18 protein-coding genes and 1 pseudogene are annotated in these 16617 nt (G+C 39.5%); 13 read left to right on the forward strand and 6 right to left on the reverse strand.

Annotated features, from left to right (window positions below):
- Both SPD53_RS13020 and SPD53_RS13025 read right to left on the reverse strand, forming a co-directional pair.
- The coding region (locus SPD53_RS13020) for an ABC transporter ATP-binding protein (protein ID WP_336252818.1) at positions 1–695 on the reverse strand (695 nt) is incomplete at its 3' end.
- Positions 688–1458 (reverse strand): MerR family transcriptional regulator, encoded by a 771-nt coding sequence (locus tag SPD53_RS13025; RefSeq protein ID WP_336252819.1) that lies wholly within the window; start codon positions 1456–1458, stop codon positions 688–690. The genes SPD53_RS13025 and SPD53_RS13020, both read right to left, overlap by 8 nt.
- A gap of 289 nt (positions 1459–1747) precedes the next feature.
- Here SPD53_RS13025 and SPD53_RS13030 point away from each other — a divergent pair, with 289 nt between their 5' ends.
- The 3 genes and pseudogenes from SPD53_RS13030 (at position 1748) to SPD53_RS13040 (ending at position 3418) form a co-directional block, all read left to right on the forward strand.
- The gene (locus tag SPD53_RS13030) at positions 1748–2191 is read left to right on the forward strand and encodes a MarR family winged helix-turn-helix transcriptional regulator (RefSeq protein WP_156857438.1); all 444 of its coding nucleotides are present in this window, start codon (positions 1748–1750) and stop codon (positions 2189–2191) included.
- A gap of 54 nt (positions 2192–2245) precedes the next feature.
- Positions 2246–3184: pseudogene (locus SPD53_RS13035) on the forward strand (ring-cleaving dioxygenase); the annotation flags it as partial.
- A 21-nt stretch (positions 3185–3205) separates the two neighbouring features.
- Positions 3206–3418, forward strand: a complete 213-nt coding sequence (locus tag SPD53_RS13040; protein WP_442946273.1) for a DUF896 domain-containing protein — start codon at positions 3206–3208, stop codon at positions 3416–3418.
- Positions 3419–3756: 338 nt separating this feature from the next.
- On the opposite strand, the gene SPD53_RS13045 is transcribed toward SPD53_RS13040, so the two are convergent.
- Positions 3757–4308 carry a helix-turn-helix domain-containing protein gene (locus SPD53_RS13045; RefSeq protein WP_336252820.1) on the reverse strand — a complete coding sequence of 184 codons (552 nt, stop codon included), beginning with the start codon at positions 4306–4308 and terminating at the stop codon, positions 3757–3759.
- Between the two features lie 98 nt (positions 4309–4406).
- Here SPD53_RS13045 and SPD53_RS13050 point away from each other — a divergent pair, with 98 nt between their 5' ends.
- The 3 genes from SPD53_RS13050 to SPD53_RS13060 all read left to right on the forward strand — a co-directional run bounded on the left by SPD53_RS13050 (position 4407) and on the right by SPD53_RS13060 (position 6336).
- Complete coding sequence (locus SPD53_RS13050) at positions 4407–5132, forward strand: AzlC family ABC transporter permease (protein ID WP_156857435.1); 726 nt, start codon at positions 4407–4409, stop codon at positions 5130–5132.
- Entirely contained in the window at positions 5129–5452 is a 324-nt protein-coding gene (locus SPD53_RS13055) for an AzlD domain-containing protein (protein WP_156857434.1), read from the forward strand. Before SPD53_RS13050 ends, SPD53_RS13055 begins: the two co-directional genes overlap by 4 nt.
- A gap of 755 nt (positions 5453–6207) precedes the next feature.
- Positions 6208–6336 carry a hypothetical protein gene (locus SPD53_RS13060; protein ID WP_255454408.1) on the forward strand — a complete coding sequence of 43 codons (129 nt, stop codon included), beginning with the start codon at positions 6208–6210 and terminating at the stop codon, positions 6334–6336.
- A gap of 52 nt (positions 6337–6388) precedes the next feature.
- Here the strand turns inward: SPD53_RS13060 and SPD53_RS13065 are convergent, their stop codons facing one another.
- On the reverse strand, positions 6389–6634 hold the full coding sequence (locus SPD53_RS13065) for a glutaredoxin family protein (protein ID WP_156857433.1): 246 nt from the start codon (positions 6632–6634) through the stop codon (positions 6389–6391).
- A 12-nt stretch (positions 6635–6646) separates the two neighbouring features.
- Positions 6647–8341 carry an FAD-dependent oxidoreductase gene (locus SPD53_RS13070; RefSeq protein WP_336252821.1) on the reverse strand — a complete coding sequence of 565 codons (1695 nt, stop codon included), beginning with the start codon at positions 8339–8341 and terminating at the stop codon, positions 6647–6649.
- Between the two features lie 210 nt (positions 8342–8551).
- Here SPD53_RS13070 and SPD53_RS13075 point away from each other — a divergent pair, with 210 nt between their 5' ends.
- Positions 8552–8812 carry a metal-sensitive transcriptional regulator gene (locus SPD53_RS13075; RefSeq protein WP_156857432.1) on the forward strand — a complete coding sequence of 87 codons (261 nt, stop codon included), beginning with the start codon at positions 8552–8554 and terminating at the stop codon, positions 8810–8812.
- A gap of 205 nt (positions 8813–9017) precedes the next feature.
- Here the strand turns inward: SPD53_RS13075 and SPD53_RS13080 are convergent, their stop codons facing one another.
- Positions 9018–10808, reverse strand: a complete 1791-nt coding sequence (locus SPD53_RS13080) for a cation:proton antiporter (protein ID WP_336252822.1) — start codon at positions 10806–10808, stop codon at positions 9018–9020.
- A 420-nt stretch (positions 10809–11228) separates the two neighbouring features.
- On the opposite strand from SPD53_RS13080, the gene SPD53_RS13085 reads away from it, so the two are divergent.
- The 6 genes from SPD53_RS13085 (at position 11229) to purR (ending at position 16579) form a co-directional block, all read left to right on the forward strand.
- Positions 11229–12614 (forward strand): alpha/beta hydrolase, encoded by a 1386-nt coding sequence (locus tag SPD53_RS13085; RefSeq protein WP_336252823.1) that lies wholly within the window; start codon positions 11229–11231, stop codon positions 12612–12614.
- A 76-nt stretch (positions 12615–12690) separates the two neighbouring features.
- Positions 12691–13602, forward strand: a complete 912-nt coding sequence (yabG, locus tag SPD53_RS13090) for a sporulation peptidase YabG (RefSeq protein WP_156857429.1) — start codon at positions 12691–12693, stop codon at positions 13600–13602.
- 443 nt (positions 13603–14045) lie between these two features.
- Complete coding sequence (veg, locus tag SPD53_RS13095) at positions 14046–14288, forward strand: biofilm formation stimulator Veg (RefSeq protein ID WP_156857428.1); 243 nt, start codon at positions 14046–14048, stop codon at positions 14286–14288.
- A 231-nt stretch (positions 14289–14519) separates the two neighbouring features.
- The gene (locus SPD53_RS13100; protein WP_156857427.1) at positions 14520–14699 is read left to right on the forward strand and encodes a small, acid-soluble spore protein, alpha/beta type; all 180 of its coding nucleotides are present in this window, start codon (positions 14520–14522) and stop codon (positions 14697–14699) included.
- Positions 14700–14850: 151 nt separating this feature from the next.
- Complete coding sequence (gene ispE, locus SPD53_RS13105) at positions 14851–15705, forward strand: 4-(cytidine 5'-diphospho)-2-C-methyl-D-erythritol kinase (protein ID WP_156857426.1); 855 nt, start codon at positions 14851–14853, stop codon at positions 15703–15705.
- Positions 15706–15769: 64 nt separating this feature from the next.
- On the forward strand, positions 15770–16579 hold the full coding sequence (gene purR / locus SPD53_RS13110) for a pur operon repressor (protein ID WP_336252824.1): 810 nt from the start codon (positions 15770–15772) through the stop codon (positions 16577–16579).
- The last annotated feature ends 38 nt before the right edge of the window (positions 16580–16617 follow it).

The raw sequence follows: 16617 nt of genomic DNA on the forward strand, positions 1-16617 counted from the left end.
TTAACAATATCATTTGCTTCAACATAAACATAGGAACTTAAACTTTTTTCATTCATTTCCCCTATTGTCATGTCTGCTAGCAACTTTCCCTGTCCGATAATGATAACCCGGTCAGCAACTGCTTGTATTTCACTCATTAAATGGCTGGAAACAAGAACGGCTTTACCTTGGTCAGCAAGTTGTCTGAAAAGCTTACGCAGCCATTTAATACCGTCTATATCTAGGCCATTAAAGGGCTCATCTAATATAATTGTGTCGGGATTGCCAATCAATGCAGTTGCAACACCCAAGCGCTGTTTCATCCCTAACGAATAAGATTTCACTTTTTTATTTTTTACACTTTCCAATCCAGTTAATTCCAGTATTTCTTCTATTCTACTTTTTTCAATACCTGCCGCTGTTGCAATAATCGACAGATGTTGTTCCGCAGTAAAGTTTTTATCTAATGCGGATGGGTCAATTAATGTTCCGATTCTTTTCACTGGTTCTGAAAAATCACTGTATTTTTTTCCGTCAATTATTACTTTTCCATGTGTAGGTTGAACGAGGGAAATGATCATTTTCATCGTTGTTGATTTACCAGATCCATTAGGTCCAAGGAAGCCTGTAACTGCTCCTGGCTGAAGCGTTAAATTTAAATGATCAACCGCTGTTTTGTCACCGAACTTTTTTGTCAGATTGTCTGTTTTAATCATTTATTTCATCCTTCCTCTCAAGATAATAGCGATGTGCTGCTTCAATGAAACCTTTGGAAAAATTGTATAAAATTAAATCTTCCTCTGGCCATTGGTCGCTTAGCTCAGAGCCTCTTTCATATTCCGCCAGTATGTCAGGGTCATCCGTAGCGTTTTTGATGAATATATCCCATTTTTCTCCCAATTGGTATCCCGCTTCACTTTCATATTGGTCACTGTTTAGCTTTAACGCAGCGGCTTCCAAAATAAGCTGTTTCCACTGCCAGTAGAAATCTATAATCTCTCTATAGTCAATATCTCTGCTTTGAAATACCTTTTTAGTTCGTTCATCGTATTCAACATTTGCATAATCCAATACAGTTTGTTTATTTAAGCCGCATATCAGCTTCATTATCGGCTCTATATCCTTATTGGGATTCATCTCAATGGAATTTTTGACAACCTCAATAATAATCAAATTCATTTTAATTTCCATTTCTTGCTGGAATAGAATATCAGCCTGTTTATTTAAAATCTTTTTCATATCAGAGAAATCATTGAAATTTGTTAAGTGATTTTTAATTTCTTTAAGTGGCATGCCAATTCGTTTATAGAATAAAATTTGTTGGAGCCTCATTAAATCATTTTTGTTATAGTATCTTAGTTTTTTATTCTTATCTCGCTGTGCAACAAGTAAATTGATCCTATCGTAGTATTGAATGGTTCTTACCGTTGCTCCAGATAACTTTGCTAATTCACCGACAGTATATCGTTTTTCTTTCATTCCATAACCCCCTGAATTAATTAAATCACATTACGTAACGTCATTAGCAATACTTTTAAAAAAAGTATTGCTAATGACGTTGTGTATTGTGATATAATTTGCACTTTCTCTATATAAATCCTCATCTTTTCCTCCATATAGGATAAAAATTGGTTGGTTAAGGGGGGGACTTGATTATAAATGCCAAAGGTAGATTACGCGTAAAATAATACATTTAATTCAAAATAAATTCCTTGCATCTCAATCAATTGAGTGGTAAAGTGATAGCGACGAAAGGGGGTGAGGCAATTTGAAAAAGAATACGTTGGGTTCTTTAATCTGGTTACGGATTGCGCGATTTACCCATCAAAGTAACCTGTTATCGAACGAATTTCTAAAACAATTCGATATTACAGCTGCTCAATTCGATGTGTTGAACCAGGTAGCCACTTACCAGCCGATCATGCAAAGTGATCTTGCCACAAAGGTAACGGTATCACCAGGTGGGATATCGCGCATGCTCACTCGCCTAGAGCAAGAGGGTTATATACAGCGCAAGCAAGATTGGAAGACGAAATGGATTTCTCTCACCTATAAAGGGGAAGAGAAGATGCAGCAAGTGTTTCACCATCAGCTTGATTTTCAAACATCGATGCTGAATGGTTGTTTGACAGAAGAAGAGCAGAAGACATTATATAAATTAATGACAAAACTACAGAAGCATACCGAAGCAAAATTAGAAGATGAAGCATAAACAATTTTTTTAGCCATCAGTTGACTAGTAAACTTAAAAACGGAGGAGATTGACATGTTTACCATACCAGGTCATCATCATATTTCGATGATTACAAAGAACGCCAGTCAAAATAATCACTTTTATAAACAAGTACTAGGTTTACGCCGTGTGAAAGTAACGGTGAATCAAGATGATCCATCGATGTATCATTTATTTTATGGAGACAAGACAGGTAGTCCGGGTACGGAACTGACCTTTTTTGAGATTCCGATGTCAGGACATACGTACCGTGGAACAAACGCGATCACAAGAATCGGGTTATTAGTATCATCAGTGGAAAGCCTCCATTATTGGAAGGAACGCTTTGAAAAATATGACGTATATCATGATGAAATAGGGACATATGCGAACCGCCCGGCATTAAAATTTGAAGATCCAGATGGACTGCGTCTCGTGTTGCTCGCTTCGAGTGAAAGAATCGGCCACTGGGAAACATGGGAGAAATCAAATGTTCCGAAAGAGTATCAGATTCAAGGAATGGGTCCGATTGAAATGACTGTACGCCGACTTGAAAAGTTAGCAAATACACTTACAGATATGTTCGGTTATACAGAGGTAATCCGGAATGAAAGTGAAGCAATTTTTCAATCCGTTGAAGGAGAAGCTTTTGGAGAAATTGTTGTGAAATATATGGATGGACCTGCTGAAAGACCAGGTCGCGGCAGTATTCACCATTTGGCAATCCGTGTGCGAAATGACGAAGAACTAGAGTATTGGAGTGAACAGGTAAAACAAAGAGGTTTCCATTCGTCAGGTATTGTTGACCGGTTCTACTTCAAGAGCTTGTATTTCCGAGAGTCAAACGGCATTCTTTTTGAAATAGCAACGGATGAACCAGGATTTACGGTGGATAGTGATGTCGAAAGCTTAGGCGAGCAACTTGATTTACCACCGTTTCTTGAAGAACGTCGAGCGGAGATTGAAGCAAAACTAGCTCCAATTGAAGAAAAGGAGGAAAATAACATAATTGAAATCTTACCGAGAATTAATGAATTAGCTAAAAAGCAACGTGAAGCTGGGCTAACTCATGAGGAAAAAGCTGAACAGAAAGTGCTTCGGGAAAATTATTTACGAGCAATCCGCGGGCAAGTACTTGATACATTTTCTGGGGTGAAAGTGATGGACCCGTTAGGTCAGGATGTAACACCTGAGAAGGTTCGCAATTTGAAAGAAACAAAAGGGTAACGGAACATTTCTTTAATAAAAAAAGACAAGTCTTTTTCCCTCTCTAAGGATAAAGGCCTGTCTTTTTTTGATTTTCTATTACGGCTTAGTTTTACAATGGAAAATAGTACGCTATTTTTGCCATCGAAAAAACCGCTAAAAACATTGATTTAACAACGTTTTTGGCAGTTTTTGGTGTCAAGCATGAGATGATAACTTACAAAGGAAGATTAAAAACCACGAGGCTAGCTTGATCGATAAGAGAAACTGCTTATAAATCGTGTATGCCACCGTTCATTAAGTATGCTCTCTTCCCAAGAAACTCGTGACTTAGTCATGAGAGGTTCAAATTCTTATGATCATTCCGGATAAAAAATAACGGTGTAAAATCTGACCAGCTCATCCGTGGCGTTTGTATAGACATGAACTGTATTTGCAGGAAACTTAATGGTTTCATGCGCCTTTAATTCAAATTCCTCATCATGAATCTCAATCGTAAGTGTCCCGCGTTGGATTAATATATACTCTTCACCAATATGCTTCTCTGCTTGGTGACTGAAACCAGGCTGCAATTCTACGGTGAAAATTTCAAATTTCTTCTCCGGATGAAATGGAAAGACGGAATAGACAAGATAATTACCTCCGTCATCGAGGACAGGACTGAGCTTCGACATGTCTATTTTTTCGATTTTAGGTTTCTCATTTTCCTTAAGAAAACTTGAAAAAGATACTTGTAGCCCGTTAGCGATTTTCCAAAGTGTAGTGACGGTCGGATTGGACTTGCCTCTTTCGATTTGAGCTAGCATTGCTTTACTGACACCAGTCAATTCGGCTAATTGGTCAAAGCTTAATCCCCTTGCTTTTCTTATTTCAGCAAGATTGTCTGCAATCACTTCTTGAATGAATTCCATACAAAATCTCCTTGACTCTTTGATATGTTTATTATAGCATGTAGGGAATAATATAACATACATATGTTTAGTATTGCGTACAAGAGGGTGAGGAAATAATGAGTGAGTTGGCAAAAAAGATGGATGATGGATATAAATTGTCTACTTTTTCTCAAGGTGTAAAGGATTGTATTCCAACTTTATTTGGTTATATCAGTATAGGCATTGCTGCAGGAATTGTGGGTGCTTCATCAAATTTGAGTGTGCTTGAAGTTGCCCTTTTATCTATACTCGTTTATGCTGGTGCATCCCAATTTATTATCTGCGCTTTGATTGTAGCAGGCAGTCCTTTTTCTGTTATTGTATTTACAACTTTCATTGTGAATTTAAGGCATTTGCTATTGAGTATGACATTGGCTCCTTATTTCACAAACTATTCTCTGTTGAAAAATATTGGGATCGGTGCCCTTGTCACAGATGAGTCATTTGGTGTCGCTGCGAATAAGATTGTCCAAAAAGAAACGTTCAATGATCGCTGGATGAACGGATTGAATATAACCGCGTATATCTTTTGGATTTTATCCTGTGTCGCAGGTGCGATTTTTGGAAAATGGATTTCCAATCCGGAAGTACTCGGATTGGACTTTGCTTTAACCGCTATGTTCCTTGCCTTACTTGTACTGCAGTTAGAGCATATCGATGTAGGTAAACTGAATTTTTATTTATCTTTAATTGGTTATGTCGTTGTACTGATGATCGTATTTTGTCTGTTCGTACCTTCCTATATCGCGATTCTTTTAACTACAGTCATTGTTGCTACGATTGGAGTGGTAAAAGACAAATGAGTATTAATCTAACCGTACTTTTAATTATATTGGGCTGTGCGATTGTAACTTTTATTCCGAGGGTTATTCCATTCATCGTTATTAGAAATATAGCCCTTCCAAAAGTTGTCGTCAAATGGCTTTCATTTATACCGGTTTGTATTTTTACCGCTTTGATTGTTGATAGCTTTATCATTCAAGATGCGTCAGTATTAGCAATAGATTGGAGAGTGCTTGCTGCAATCATCCCAACGCTTTTTATTGCCTTGTGGACAAAGAGTTTATCAGCTACCGTTCTTGTAGGGATTATATGTATGGCGACGGTCCGGTTTTTCGTTTGAATTCTAGATCATGTTGCATAACCAGCCTTCTTTGGATATCCTTATCTAAAAGAGACCCTATTACTTTCATTCAGCGTTAGTGTCTGGTTCGTTCACTAATTATGGCGTTCTAATCGCCGTTCAATTGCCCGGCGGACGGATGCGCATCCTAAGGCACGGCCGAAGCCTCGACGCACAGGACGTGCTAATGCAGACGTTGCCACATACGAGAGCGTTCTTAGTCTGCCTCGGTTCCCGCTCAGGTCTTCGGACTCGTGCTTTTCCCGTAGGAGTCACCGTCCGCCGGGCAACTGAACTAGTCTAAAGGATTATTTTAAAAAGAAATTATTCCGTTATGATAAGGATTGTACTTCCGGAATATTAAACAGTAATCCAAATCACGCTTTTCCTCGGAGCAGTCCAGACACCTCGAGACTCCTGCAGGAGGCCGGCTAAGAACGGTCACGTCCTGCGACCAACGCTGGCATTAGAACTTCCTGTTCGTCGAAAGGCATAGGTGAGACCCCGCGGTACGCAAAGCGTACGAGGAGGCTCACCAGCCGCCTGCGGAAAGCGAGAGGTGTCTGGACTGCGGACCTCCAGAAGAAAATTGCACTAACGCTGAATGAAAGTGATCGGAAGAATTGATCGTTAGTTTTCTTAGACTTTAATAGTAGTTGAAAGGAATGGTAATATGGCTATCCCGAGCAGTGATAAAAAGTATTCGTATGCTGATTACCTAATATGGTCTGAAGGAAAACGAATCGAATTAATTGATGGGCAAGTTTATTCATCTTTTAACGGATGCTGGGTACAAACTGCAAGGAATATTTACAAAAGATGATAACATTGCTATTCAAAGCTTACCTGGATTGGAGCTGGATTTAAGTCATATTTTTGAATGAAAAAGTAAAAAGGCAGGGACATCGCTCTGCTCTATTTTGTCCCAGCCTTTTGCTATAGTAATGAACCATTCAATGCTTGCATCATCTTCTCCGGATTAAAACCGGAAATCAACTTCCCATTTATCTTCGTTTGTGGAACAGACAACCTTCCTGTTTTCGTGATCAGTTGAAGCATGGCGACCGGGTTCATATCCACATTCACTTCTTGATACGGTATTTCTAACGTATCGAGAAAGCTTTTAACCATGCCGCATACTGGGCATAGCGCTGATGTATATACGATTGTTGTCTGATTCATGTGAATACCTCATTAGTTAAAATTATATGCAGTTACGATTTTTTCTCTTCCAGTAACGAGATCATTAAAGTATTCATAAAGATTAATACCTAAGTAGGAACCGGAAATATTGTGTATGTTTGTATACCCAAGATTATTTAACGCGATGACCATATTATAGCTTCGTTGACCTGAGCGACAGTGGATATACACCGGTTTGTCTGTAGGAATTTCGGTTAGTCGTTCTCTGAATTCACTTAGCGGAATATTCACTGCGTTCTTTAGATGACCTGATTCAAATTCGCCTTTTTCTCTAGCATCGATAATAAAGGCATTGTTCTCAACTAATCCACGGACTTCGGAAACTTTTACTTCCTGATAGCGTCCCTCTAACTGATTGAGGGCCACAAGTGCAGCATGATTTACAACATCTTTAGCTGTCCCTAACATTGGAGAGTATGTTAGCTCAAGGTCTTTTAAGTCTTCCAATGTACCATTCATTGTGATCATCGTTGCAATAACATCAATCCGTTTATCGACATTTCCCTTCCCGATTGCTTGAGCACCAAGAATTCTACCTGTCGGGTATTCATAGACTAATTTAAAATGCATCGGATTACTGTCCGGCATCAAACCTACCTTATCTCCAGGCATGACATAAACGGTATCATGAGTAATTCCAGCTTGTTCAGCGGTTTTCGCATTTAGTCCAGTTGAAGCTGCATTCAAGTCAAAAAGCTTGATGGATGATGAACCGATTACGCCTTGATTTCTGTTCGGAATACCATACATATGATCAGCCGCAGCCCTCGCTTGCTTTTGAGCTGGTCCTGCCAGTGCAAGTCTTGTCGGTTTGTGTAATAAGCGATGATGCACTTCAATTGCATCTCCGACAGCATAAATATTTTTATCATTTGTTAAATAGTTATGATCAACTTTGATTGCGCCGGTGTTCCCAATTTCGAGGTTTGATTCTTCCGCTAATGTCGTTTCCGGTCTCACACCGATGGCTAAGATGACCGCATCTGCCTTTATCCTTTTCTCTGAACTTGTTTCGACATAACCGTCTCCAATTTTTGTTAATCCATCGTCTAGAATGAGTTCAATGCCATTATCCACCATTTCTTTATGAAGGATTTGTGCCATATCGTAATCGTACGGTGCCATGACTTGGTTGGCAAACTCGACTAATGATACATTGTGTCCAGCGAGCTTAAGGTTTTCAGCAACTTCTACACCAATGAAGCCACCCCCAATTACGGCGATGTCCTTTAAGTCTTTTTGTTTGATAAAATTCCTTACATTCTCGATATCGACCACATTACGGATCGTAAACACGTTGTCGTTATGGATGCCTTCTAAGTTTGGCTTAATCGGTTTCGCTCCAGGTGATAATACCAATTTGTCGTATGCTGCTTCGTAGGTTTTATCTGTCATTAAATCTTTTACAGTGATTGTTTTTCTATCTCGATTGATCTTGATAACTTCTTGATTAACTCGTGCCTCGATGTTATAGCGTTGTTTAAATATGTTTGGATTCATTAGAACGAGTTGCTCGCTATCTTCAACAATTCCACTCAGATGATAGGGTAAGGAACAGTTGGAAAATGATACATGAGGTCCTTTTTCAAACATGATAATTTCTGCACGCTCATCCAATCTTCTTACTCTAGCGGCAACGGAGGCTCCACCGGCCACTCCGCCAATGATTACTATCTTTTTTCCCATCATGCACACTCCTCTTTTACTAATTTACCTGGTAGGGTATATGTTATTTATCGTAAGGCGTAAGAAATTTGACTTATGCTTATATCATATACCCCTTAGGGTAATGTGTCAATTGTTATGAAATTGTGAGTCCTTGCAGTTATATTGACAAAATACGGGCGTGGGTATATTATAAGGTTGTTTACTATTTCTTGAAAAAGGAGAATAAGCATGGAATATAATGATCAAATGAAAAATAGAGTAAAGCGGATGGAAGGGCAGCTCCGAGGGATTTTAAAGATGATGGAAGAAAATAAAGATTGTAAGGATGTTGTTACACAATTATCAGCTGTTCGGTCCGCAGTAGATAGAACATTAGGTGTTATTGTGAGTTCGAATTTAGTTGAATGTGTTCGAGCAGCAGAAAAAGATGGAACAGATGAAGGAGAATTAATTAAAGAAGCTGTCAGCCTACTTGTTAAAAGCAGATAAGAACAGGAGGTTGACTTTTTTTCTACCGGATATCTTATAATAGTAGAGGACCCATACTTTTACCTCCTTGATTTATCGTGTTGTCTATACTGTAATACATGATTATTAAAAAAATATTAATTTTTTTAGCTACACAATTATAAAGTAAGTCAACAAGCTAGACCACCACTTGTTCTATAAAAGAAGAATAAGTGGTGGTTTTCTGTTATTCTGACTTACCTTTTTGTAAAACGACGAGTTGATCTCCTTCATCAAGCATTATTTTGCTTCTAAGCGTAATCAGCTGAATGGTATTCTTCTTTCTGATTAACAGCGGAATAGCGTCCTCAGGAAGCAAATCTATTTTATCTTGGTGGTTCATTGGCAATGCTTGTATTTTATATCCCGTATTGATTTTCTTATTTAGTTCAGTGAATACAGCATCTTCACGAAATAAAAGGTTAGCCTTTCCTGCAAAAGGAATTTTTTTCGAATCCTGCTGCTTATAGCTCTCGCTGGTAAGCGTAAAGGTGTGATTATGTCCGAATTTTGGTGCATAGGATTGGCTGACTAGCACATTAAATGCAGCATCTCCAGTTAAGCAAAGGATGGTTTCATATGGTGTCAGGTCTACCTCGTATTCGCTGTGTTCTGCAAGAATTTGACCGTGGTAGACAGGAATTTTCTTTTTCACGGCAGGTTGAAGCAGTGTGGCCGAAGAATCACTAATTAACACAGGTATATTTATCTTCTGTAAATAATCCGCGAGTGCAATTGAAAAACTATTGGCCCCAACTAAAAGGATACCGGGTGCAGCGTCGTTAGCGAGCCCAAGAGCCTTAGCGATTGGTCTGAGGGAAAAACCATGTGCGCAAACCGTAATAAATACAAGTGCAAAGGTTAGGGCTGTAAGCATTGCAGCACCTTCCCCATCATTCAAGAGAATGGTCGCAAAATATCCGGAAACAGATAGTGCGACAATTCCTCGTGGCGCTATCCAGCCAATCAGAATTTTTTCAGCATTGGAAAGCTCTGTACCGGCAGTAGAAAGCCAAATGGATAAAGGACGCACGATAAATAGCATTACAAGAACGAACCCGATAATTGGCCATGTAAACATTTCGGCAATGGTTTCACGTGTCAAGGAAGCGGTTAGTAAAATAAAAATGGTTGACGTTAATAAAACAGAAACATTTTCCACAAATTGGCTCACGTCTTGCCCAATCGATGATATATAGTGTTTCGTACGACCTATCGTTAATCCCATTACGGTTACTGCGAGCATACCTGTTTCATGCATCACAACTTCTGCCAAGGTAAAGCAAAGCAGTACAAAGGAAATGATAATAGGGGACTTTAAATATTCCGGAAATAATCCTTTGTTAATCATAAAACTGACAAGCATACCGATTACATAACCGAGAATAATAGCAATAACTGCACTTAAAAGGAAATTAAATATATAATTTGCGTGCAGGCTATCATTCGTTAATACTTTGATTATTTCATAAGCAAATAGTGCAAGCAGCGGACCAAAGGGATCTACAATAATACCTTCCCATTTAAGTACTGCTGCCGTTCGCGGTTTTAACTTTGCGTTTCTTAGCAAAGGAAGAATAACGGTAGGTCCTGTTACGATAAATAGACCACCGATAATAAATGAAATTTCTAGGCTCAGGCCGGCTATAAAATGCGCAGCAATTGCTCCACCGATCCAAGCGATGAATGCACCTATCGTAACAATCCGAAAGACGGATTTGGATACGCCTTTGATTTCTCGAATATCAAGACTCGAGCTGCCTTCAAATAAAATGATCGCGACCGAGAGCGAGATCAATGGACTGTACAGGTTTCCCAAAGCTTCTTGTGGATTAAACAGGCCAAATACAGGTCCCAGCAATAAACCGGCAATTGACATGATGACAATGGATGGCCATTGAATCCTCCAAGCTAGCCATTGTGAGAAAATACCAACGACAATGATAACTGCGATACTAACCAAAACAATATTTTCCATATACCATTCTCCGATTCTTTTGTATTCATGTTAAGAAATGCGGTAATTTCAGCCCTATGTTTTATTGAAAAAGTAGTTTTTAATTTCACTTTAATCGGCTGTCATTCCCCCTTCTTTCAAACATGGTGACGGGGCACGGACGGAAAAGTCAAAAGCTAAAGCGCATTCATTTCATACTATTGTAGCGCGAAGCTTCTCCTGATTTAAAAGAAGAATATATCATAAATATGTTGCTCAATTAAGATGAAGATATAAGTATCAATTTCCTCTTAAGATTTTAATCTTAAGGGGAATTGTTTTGTATAATCGTAATTGTGGCCTTCTCTTTGTCGTATACGTTTGATTTAGAAAATAAGTGGAAGCCTGATTAAAGAAAGTGTATAAAAAATCCTAAAAATGTGTTGGGTGATGTAAATGCTAATGGGGAATAAAAGCCGCCGTTTATATCGTTATGTATGGAGTATAGCGGGGGGACTATTCATACTCCTAGTGTGGATGGAAAGTTATTATGTGAATGCTGGCAGAATGATAGGTGTACTGATTTTATGCTTGCTTATTTTTCTTGTTATCTCCAGCCTTTATCTTAAAAGGAATGGAGGAATTATTCGAACTGTTACGCTTGCTTCCAGTGGGTTTGCTATTTTGTTTGAAGTGACTTGGCTTATTACGGATTGGTATCCAGCTTTTGTAGTGGCTCAAATGCTTGTAATTGGAATTGGATTTTATTGCTTTATTATCAGCGGAAAGTTATTTGAACGTGATAAAAATACTGGGTCGAATAGGTGGAGAATTACACGTCGGTTGCTAAAATCAGTAGGAATTGTCATTTCAAGTTTGGTTTCATTTGTTGTGATTGTAAACTTTATAACGCCCGCTCCATTAATGAGTGTCGTTCAATCGTACAAGGGATATGGCAATAGTTATGATGCACTTCCCCCGGAAAAGAAAACGTTGGAACATGGTCATTTAAAGATAAGTGATATTGAGTATGGCAAGGATTATCCAAATAGCTATTTAGATGTGTATATTGTAAACAACGATCCGAATATAGAAAGACCAACGTATTTTTTTGTGCATGGCGGTGGTTGGACGATAGGTGATAAAAAGCTGGAGGATAATGCTTACTATGAGCAGTTGCTTGATGCAGGATATAATGTCGTCTCAATCAATTATGCTCTATCTCCAGGATATACCTATCCAGTGCCTTTACAACAATTGTCTCAGGCTGTCGAATTTATGCAAGAACAGGGGAATAAATATGGGGTAGATATGTCAGCAGTTATTTTTGCGGGTAGCAGTGCTGGAGGGCAGATTGTCGGACAGTTTTTGAACGTGCAAACGAATCAGGCGTATGCAGAGAAAATAGGAATTACTCCTGTTATCTCTCGGGATGCTATTAAAGCTGCTGTTTTAGATTCTGCGGCACTTGATTTAGAAAGAATGGGGAAAACAAAATCCCCAGTTGCTTCTTCTAATTGGATTTTCTATCAATTCAGCAGAAATTATTTCCAAAAGGAACATTTGCTTAATGGTACGGATGAATATGCTGAACAAGGAAATGTAATTGACCACGCGACGGAACATTTTCCACCTGTGTTTATTGCAGATGGGAATACAGGTACATTCCCTGATCAAGCAAAGGATTTGGCGGCAAAATTAAATCGTCTTGGTGTAACAAATGAGCTGTATCTAATTGATAAAAATAAAGTAAGATTAAGCCATGTTTTTATGGATACCTATTCCACCTACACCACTGATTATACAAAGAAAAAATTAGCTTTTTTAAGGCAAGTTTTAAAACAGTGAAGCACGGATTTAAAAGCACAGATTATAAACATCTTTCATAGCCTATAAAAGGAATGCTGGGCGATGAGGTGGATATATGGATATAAAAATTGGTGATATTGTAACACGGAAATCCTATAACCATGATATAGTTTTTCGTGTGTCCGAATTAGAAAAAGAGCAAGTACTCTTGCGTGGTACGGAAATGCGTCTGCAAGCTGATGCGCCAATTGAAGATTTAACGATAGTAGCTCGTGCGGATTTGGAAATACGGCAAAAAAAATCGAAAGAGAAAGAAGAATTTTCTTATCGTTTATTCCGTCAAGATTACCAGTTGATGCGGGAGAAAAAAGCACATCAGATAAGTGGCGGTTATGAGCGGAACTTTTCATATTTCCAGCTTCCTGCTAAGGTCCTACACTTGGATGGTGACCCGATTTATTTGCGGAAATGTATCAGTCTTTATCAGCGGGTAGGCTTACATGTGCACGGTGTCCACTTACTTGAAAAGGATATGCCCCAGGCGATTGGCCCACTGATTGAAAGGATTCAGCCAAATTTAATTATCATTACCGGTCATGACTCCTATTCAAAAAACAAAGGCGAAAAAAAGGATTTACGTGCATACCGAAATTCCAAGTATTTTGCCGAAACGGTGCGGGAAGCAAGAAGGGTGAATCCCCATCTTGATCAGCTCGTTATTTTTGCCGGTGCGTGCCAATCCCATTTTGAGTCGATTATCCGAGCTGGTGCGAATTTCGCAAGCTCACCATACCGAATTAACATTCACGCATTGGATCCTGTTTATATCGCAGCAAAAATTGCTTATACTCCTTTTATGGAAAGCGTCAATGTTTCGGACGTTCTCCGCAACACATTAACTGGAGAAAAAGGCATGGGTGGCGTCGAAACTCGCGGTCTCCTTCGAACGGGAATGCCTTACCTTGACGGCACAGAAGAAGAACCTACCGAGCCAAACACCTCAACCAATAACATCATTGAATTTTAAAACCTAAAAAATACGAAGAGCTTGTCCGTGACTTCCAGTGACAATAAAATGCAGGGAGTAGATCACTGATAAGCTCTGTCAGTGCTCTCCAGCGGCGATACGATGTGTAATCATCCCCGCTGAAACGCTACACATAATGGACTTTAATACTCATGCTAAACCCGATATTGAAAAAAGTGTGTATGCGGGCGCTGCTCTCCTCTCCTTTATCTGCTTTCTAGCTCAGGATATTTGTCTTGTTTTTTTGGAGACTTGGGCAGTAATAAAGCGTTATCCGATAATTTTTATGCAAACCGTACATAAAAAGTTAATAATTACTAATAATACGTAATAAGACCTAATTTTATTGTTGACAGGTAAAATGCAATCCTGTTATAATATTTAGTTTCATTTGACTAATGAACGAGCCTATGCTATAATAAGAAGCAGTGAGGTGGAGTGTATTGGCTAAAACATTGAACGAAATTAAGCAAGGTCTTGACTGCCAAATAGGTAGACGTTTGCGCTTGAAGGCAAATGGAGGCAGAAGAAAAACGATTGTCAGATCCGGGGTATTAGCAGAAACTTATCCTTCTGTATTTATCGTGGAACTTGATCAAGACGAAAATGCATTCGAACGTGTGTCATACAGCTACGCAGACATTTTAACAGAGACAGTTGAACTAAAATTTTTAGACCAAAGATAGAGACGCGAATAAAGCAGTGGATTATTACAACTCCACTGCTTTATTTTTTTAAAAAAGATAAGTATAAAATAAAAATGCTGTGATAACTTAAGTATCCAGGGCTAGCACGTCCGGCTCAAGCTCCTTTGTTCGATTTTCCCACCGTTTCCGTAACCTTCCGCGGTTCATTCTTTGCAGATAGGTCAAGCTAAGTGTGTCGTAACGATACTAACGAAAAGGAGCTGTTTTTTCATGGGAAGGCGTAGAGGAATCATGTCAGACCAGCTGAAAGAAGAAATCGCCAAAGAGTTAGGGTTTTACGACACGGTCCAGCAAGAGGGCTGGGGTGGCATCAAAGCACGGGATGCCGGGAATATGGTGAAACGTGCTATTGAAATGGCTGAGGAGAACCTAGAAAAAGGCAAGCGCTAGTCGCTTGCTTTTTTCCTTTGCGAAGGTTCCGTTAGTCCCACTCCGGCGCCGTACGTCGATATGCGGGCGCTTCTGCTTTTGAAGGTCGCACCTCTATGGGGATTATGATACAATTTGTTTAACTTTTCGTTTCAGGAGCAGGTGAAGGAGCATGACGATCATAGAGAAGGCACCAGCAAAAATAAATTTGTCGCTTGATGTATTGCGCAAACGGGAAACTGATGAATACCATGATGTGGAAATGATTATGACGACAATTGATTTAGCTGATCGACTGGAATTTACATCTCTTGAAGAAGATCGAATTAGAATTTCCATGGAAAGCCGTTATGTACCGAATGATGAGCGGAATTTAGCATATCGGGCGGCAAAGCTTTTTAAAGAAAAATTTGGTATTACAAAAGGTGTCCATATTAAGATTGATAAACATATTCCTGTCTCGGCCGGTCTCGGGGGCGGTAGTACCGACGCGGCGGCTGTGGTTCGAGGACTCAATCGATTATGGTCCCTTGACCTTGAACTGGCGGACTTAGCCCTCATTGCGGCGAAGTGCGGGTCCGATGCGACGTTTAGTCTGTACGGTGAGACGGCAATTGCGCGTGGTTTCGGTGAAATTGTGGAAAAGCTTCCCTCTCCGCCGCCCTGTTGGGTTGTTTTGGCAAAACCGGATATTGGTGTATCGACTCGAACGATTTTCCAACATGTAAAAGTGGAGGAGCTAACGCATCCTAATAATGAAGCCCTTATTCGAGCGCTTCATGCGAGAGATTTATCCGCAATCTGTAAGTATATTGGCAACTCTTTGGAAGCAATTACAATTACGCTTCATCCGGAAGTAAAGCGGATTAAAGATACGATGAAAAATTTGGGGGCACCCGGTGTTTTAATGAGCGGTACGGGACCGACCGTATATGGTTTAGTGGAGCATCAAGAGAAGGCGAAGAAGATTTATAATGGAATGCGCGGTTTCTGTGATGAAGTGTATCTCGTCCGCCTCCTCGGCTAAATATTGCCAAAACACGTACGAAAGTGGTATATTTAGATAAAATATACGGTTTTGAGGTGTCGTAATGAAAAGAAGTAACCGTTTAATCGTGTTAACACAATTTTTCTTGGAAAACCCCCATACACATACACAATTACCTTACTTTGTGGACTTATGCGGTACAACAAAGTCCTCGATAAGTGAGGATCTTGATATTATACATGACGTGTTTGAGCAGCAAGGGCTGGGGATACTTCACCGGACGACAGGAGCTGGTGGAGGCGTCCGTTATATTCCGAAAAATGCTGATGCTTATGACGAGTCTTTCATCCTTGAATTATGTGAAAAGCTAAAAGACCCGGAACGGATTTTACCCGGTGGCTATCTATACATGAGTGACCTTTTAGGTGACCCGAAAACGGTCCGAGAAATCGGCCGTATTTTTGCTTCCAGATTTTCAGAAATTGAACTTGATGCAATTGTGACCGTAGCAACGAAGGGGATTCCACTTGCCTATGCAGTAGCATCTTTTCTCCAGGTACCGGTCGTAATTGCAAGAAGGGACCCGAAAGTGACGGAGGGTTCCTCGGTCAGTATCAATTATGTCTCAGGTTCCTCCCGAAGAATTCAAACGATGGTCCTTCCGAAACGCAGTTTGAAAGAAGGTTCAAATGTATGTATCATCGATGATTTCATGAAGGCAGGAGGAACGATAACAGGGATTACGAATTTACTTGCCGAGTTTGATGCGGAAGTGAAAGCAATTGGAGTATTCGCGGAAGCAGATGACGAAGACGAAGAAAGAAAAGTAACCAACTATACATCACTGATTAAGATTTCCGAAGTGGATACAAAGGGAAATCAGATGGAGATTGTACCTGGTAATTTCAAATAATTTCACCGTAATCTTTTCCTTTTAAAACTTTTAGTAAG

This window comes from Oceanobacillus sp. MO10714A (assembly GCF_037072045.1).
Classification (GTDB): Bacteria; Bacillota; Bacilli; order Bacillales; family Amphibacillaceae; genus Oceanobacillus; species Oceanobacillus indicireducens.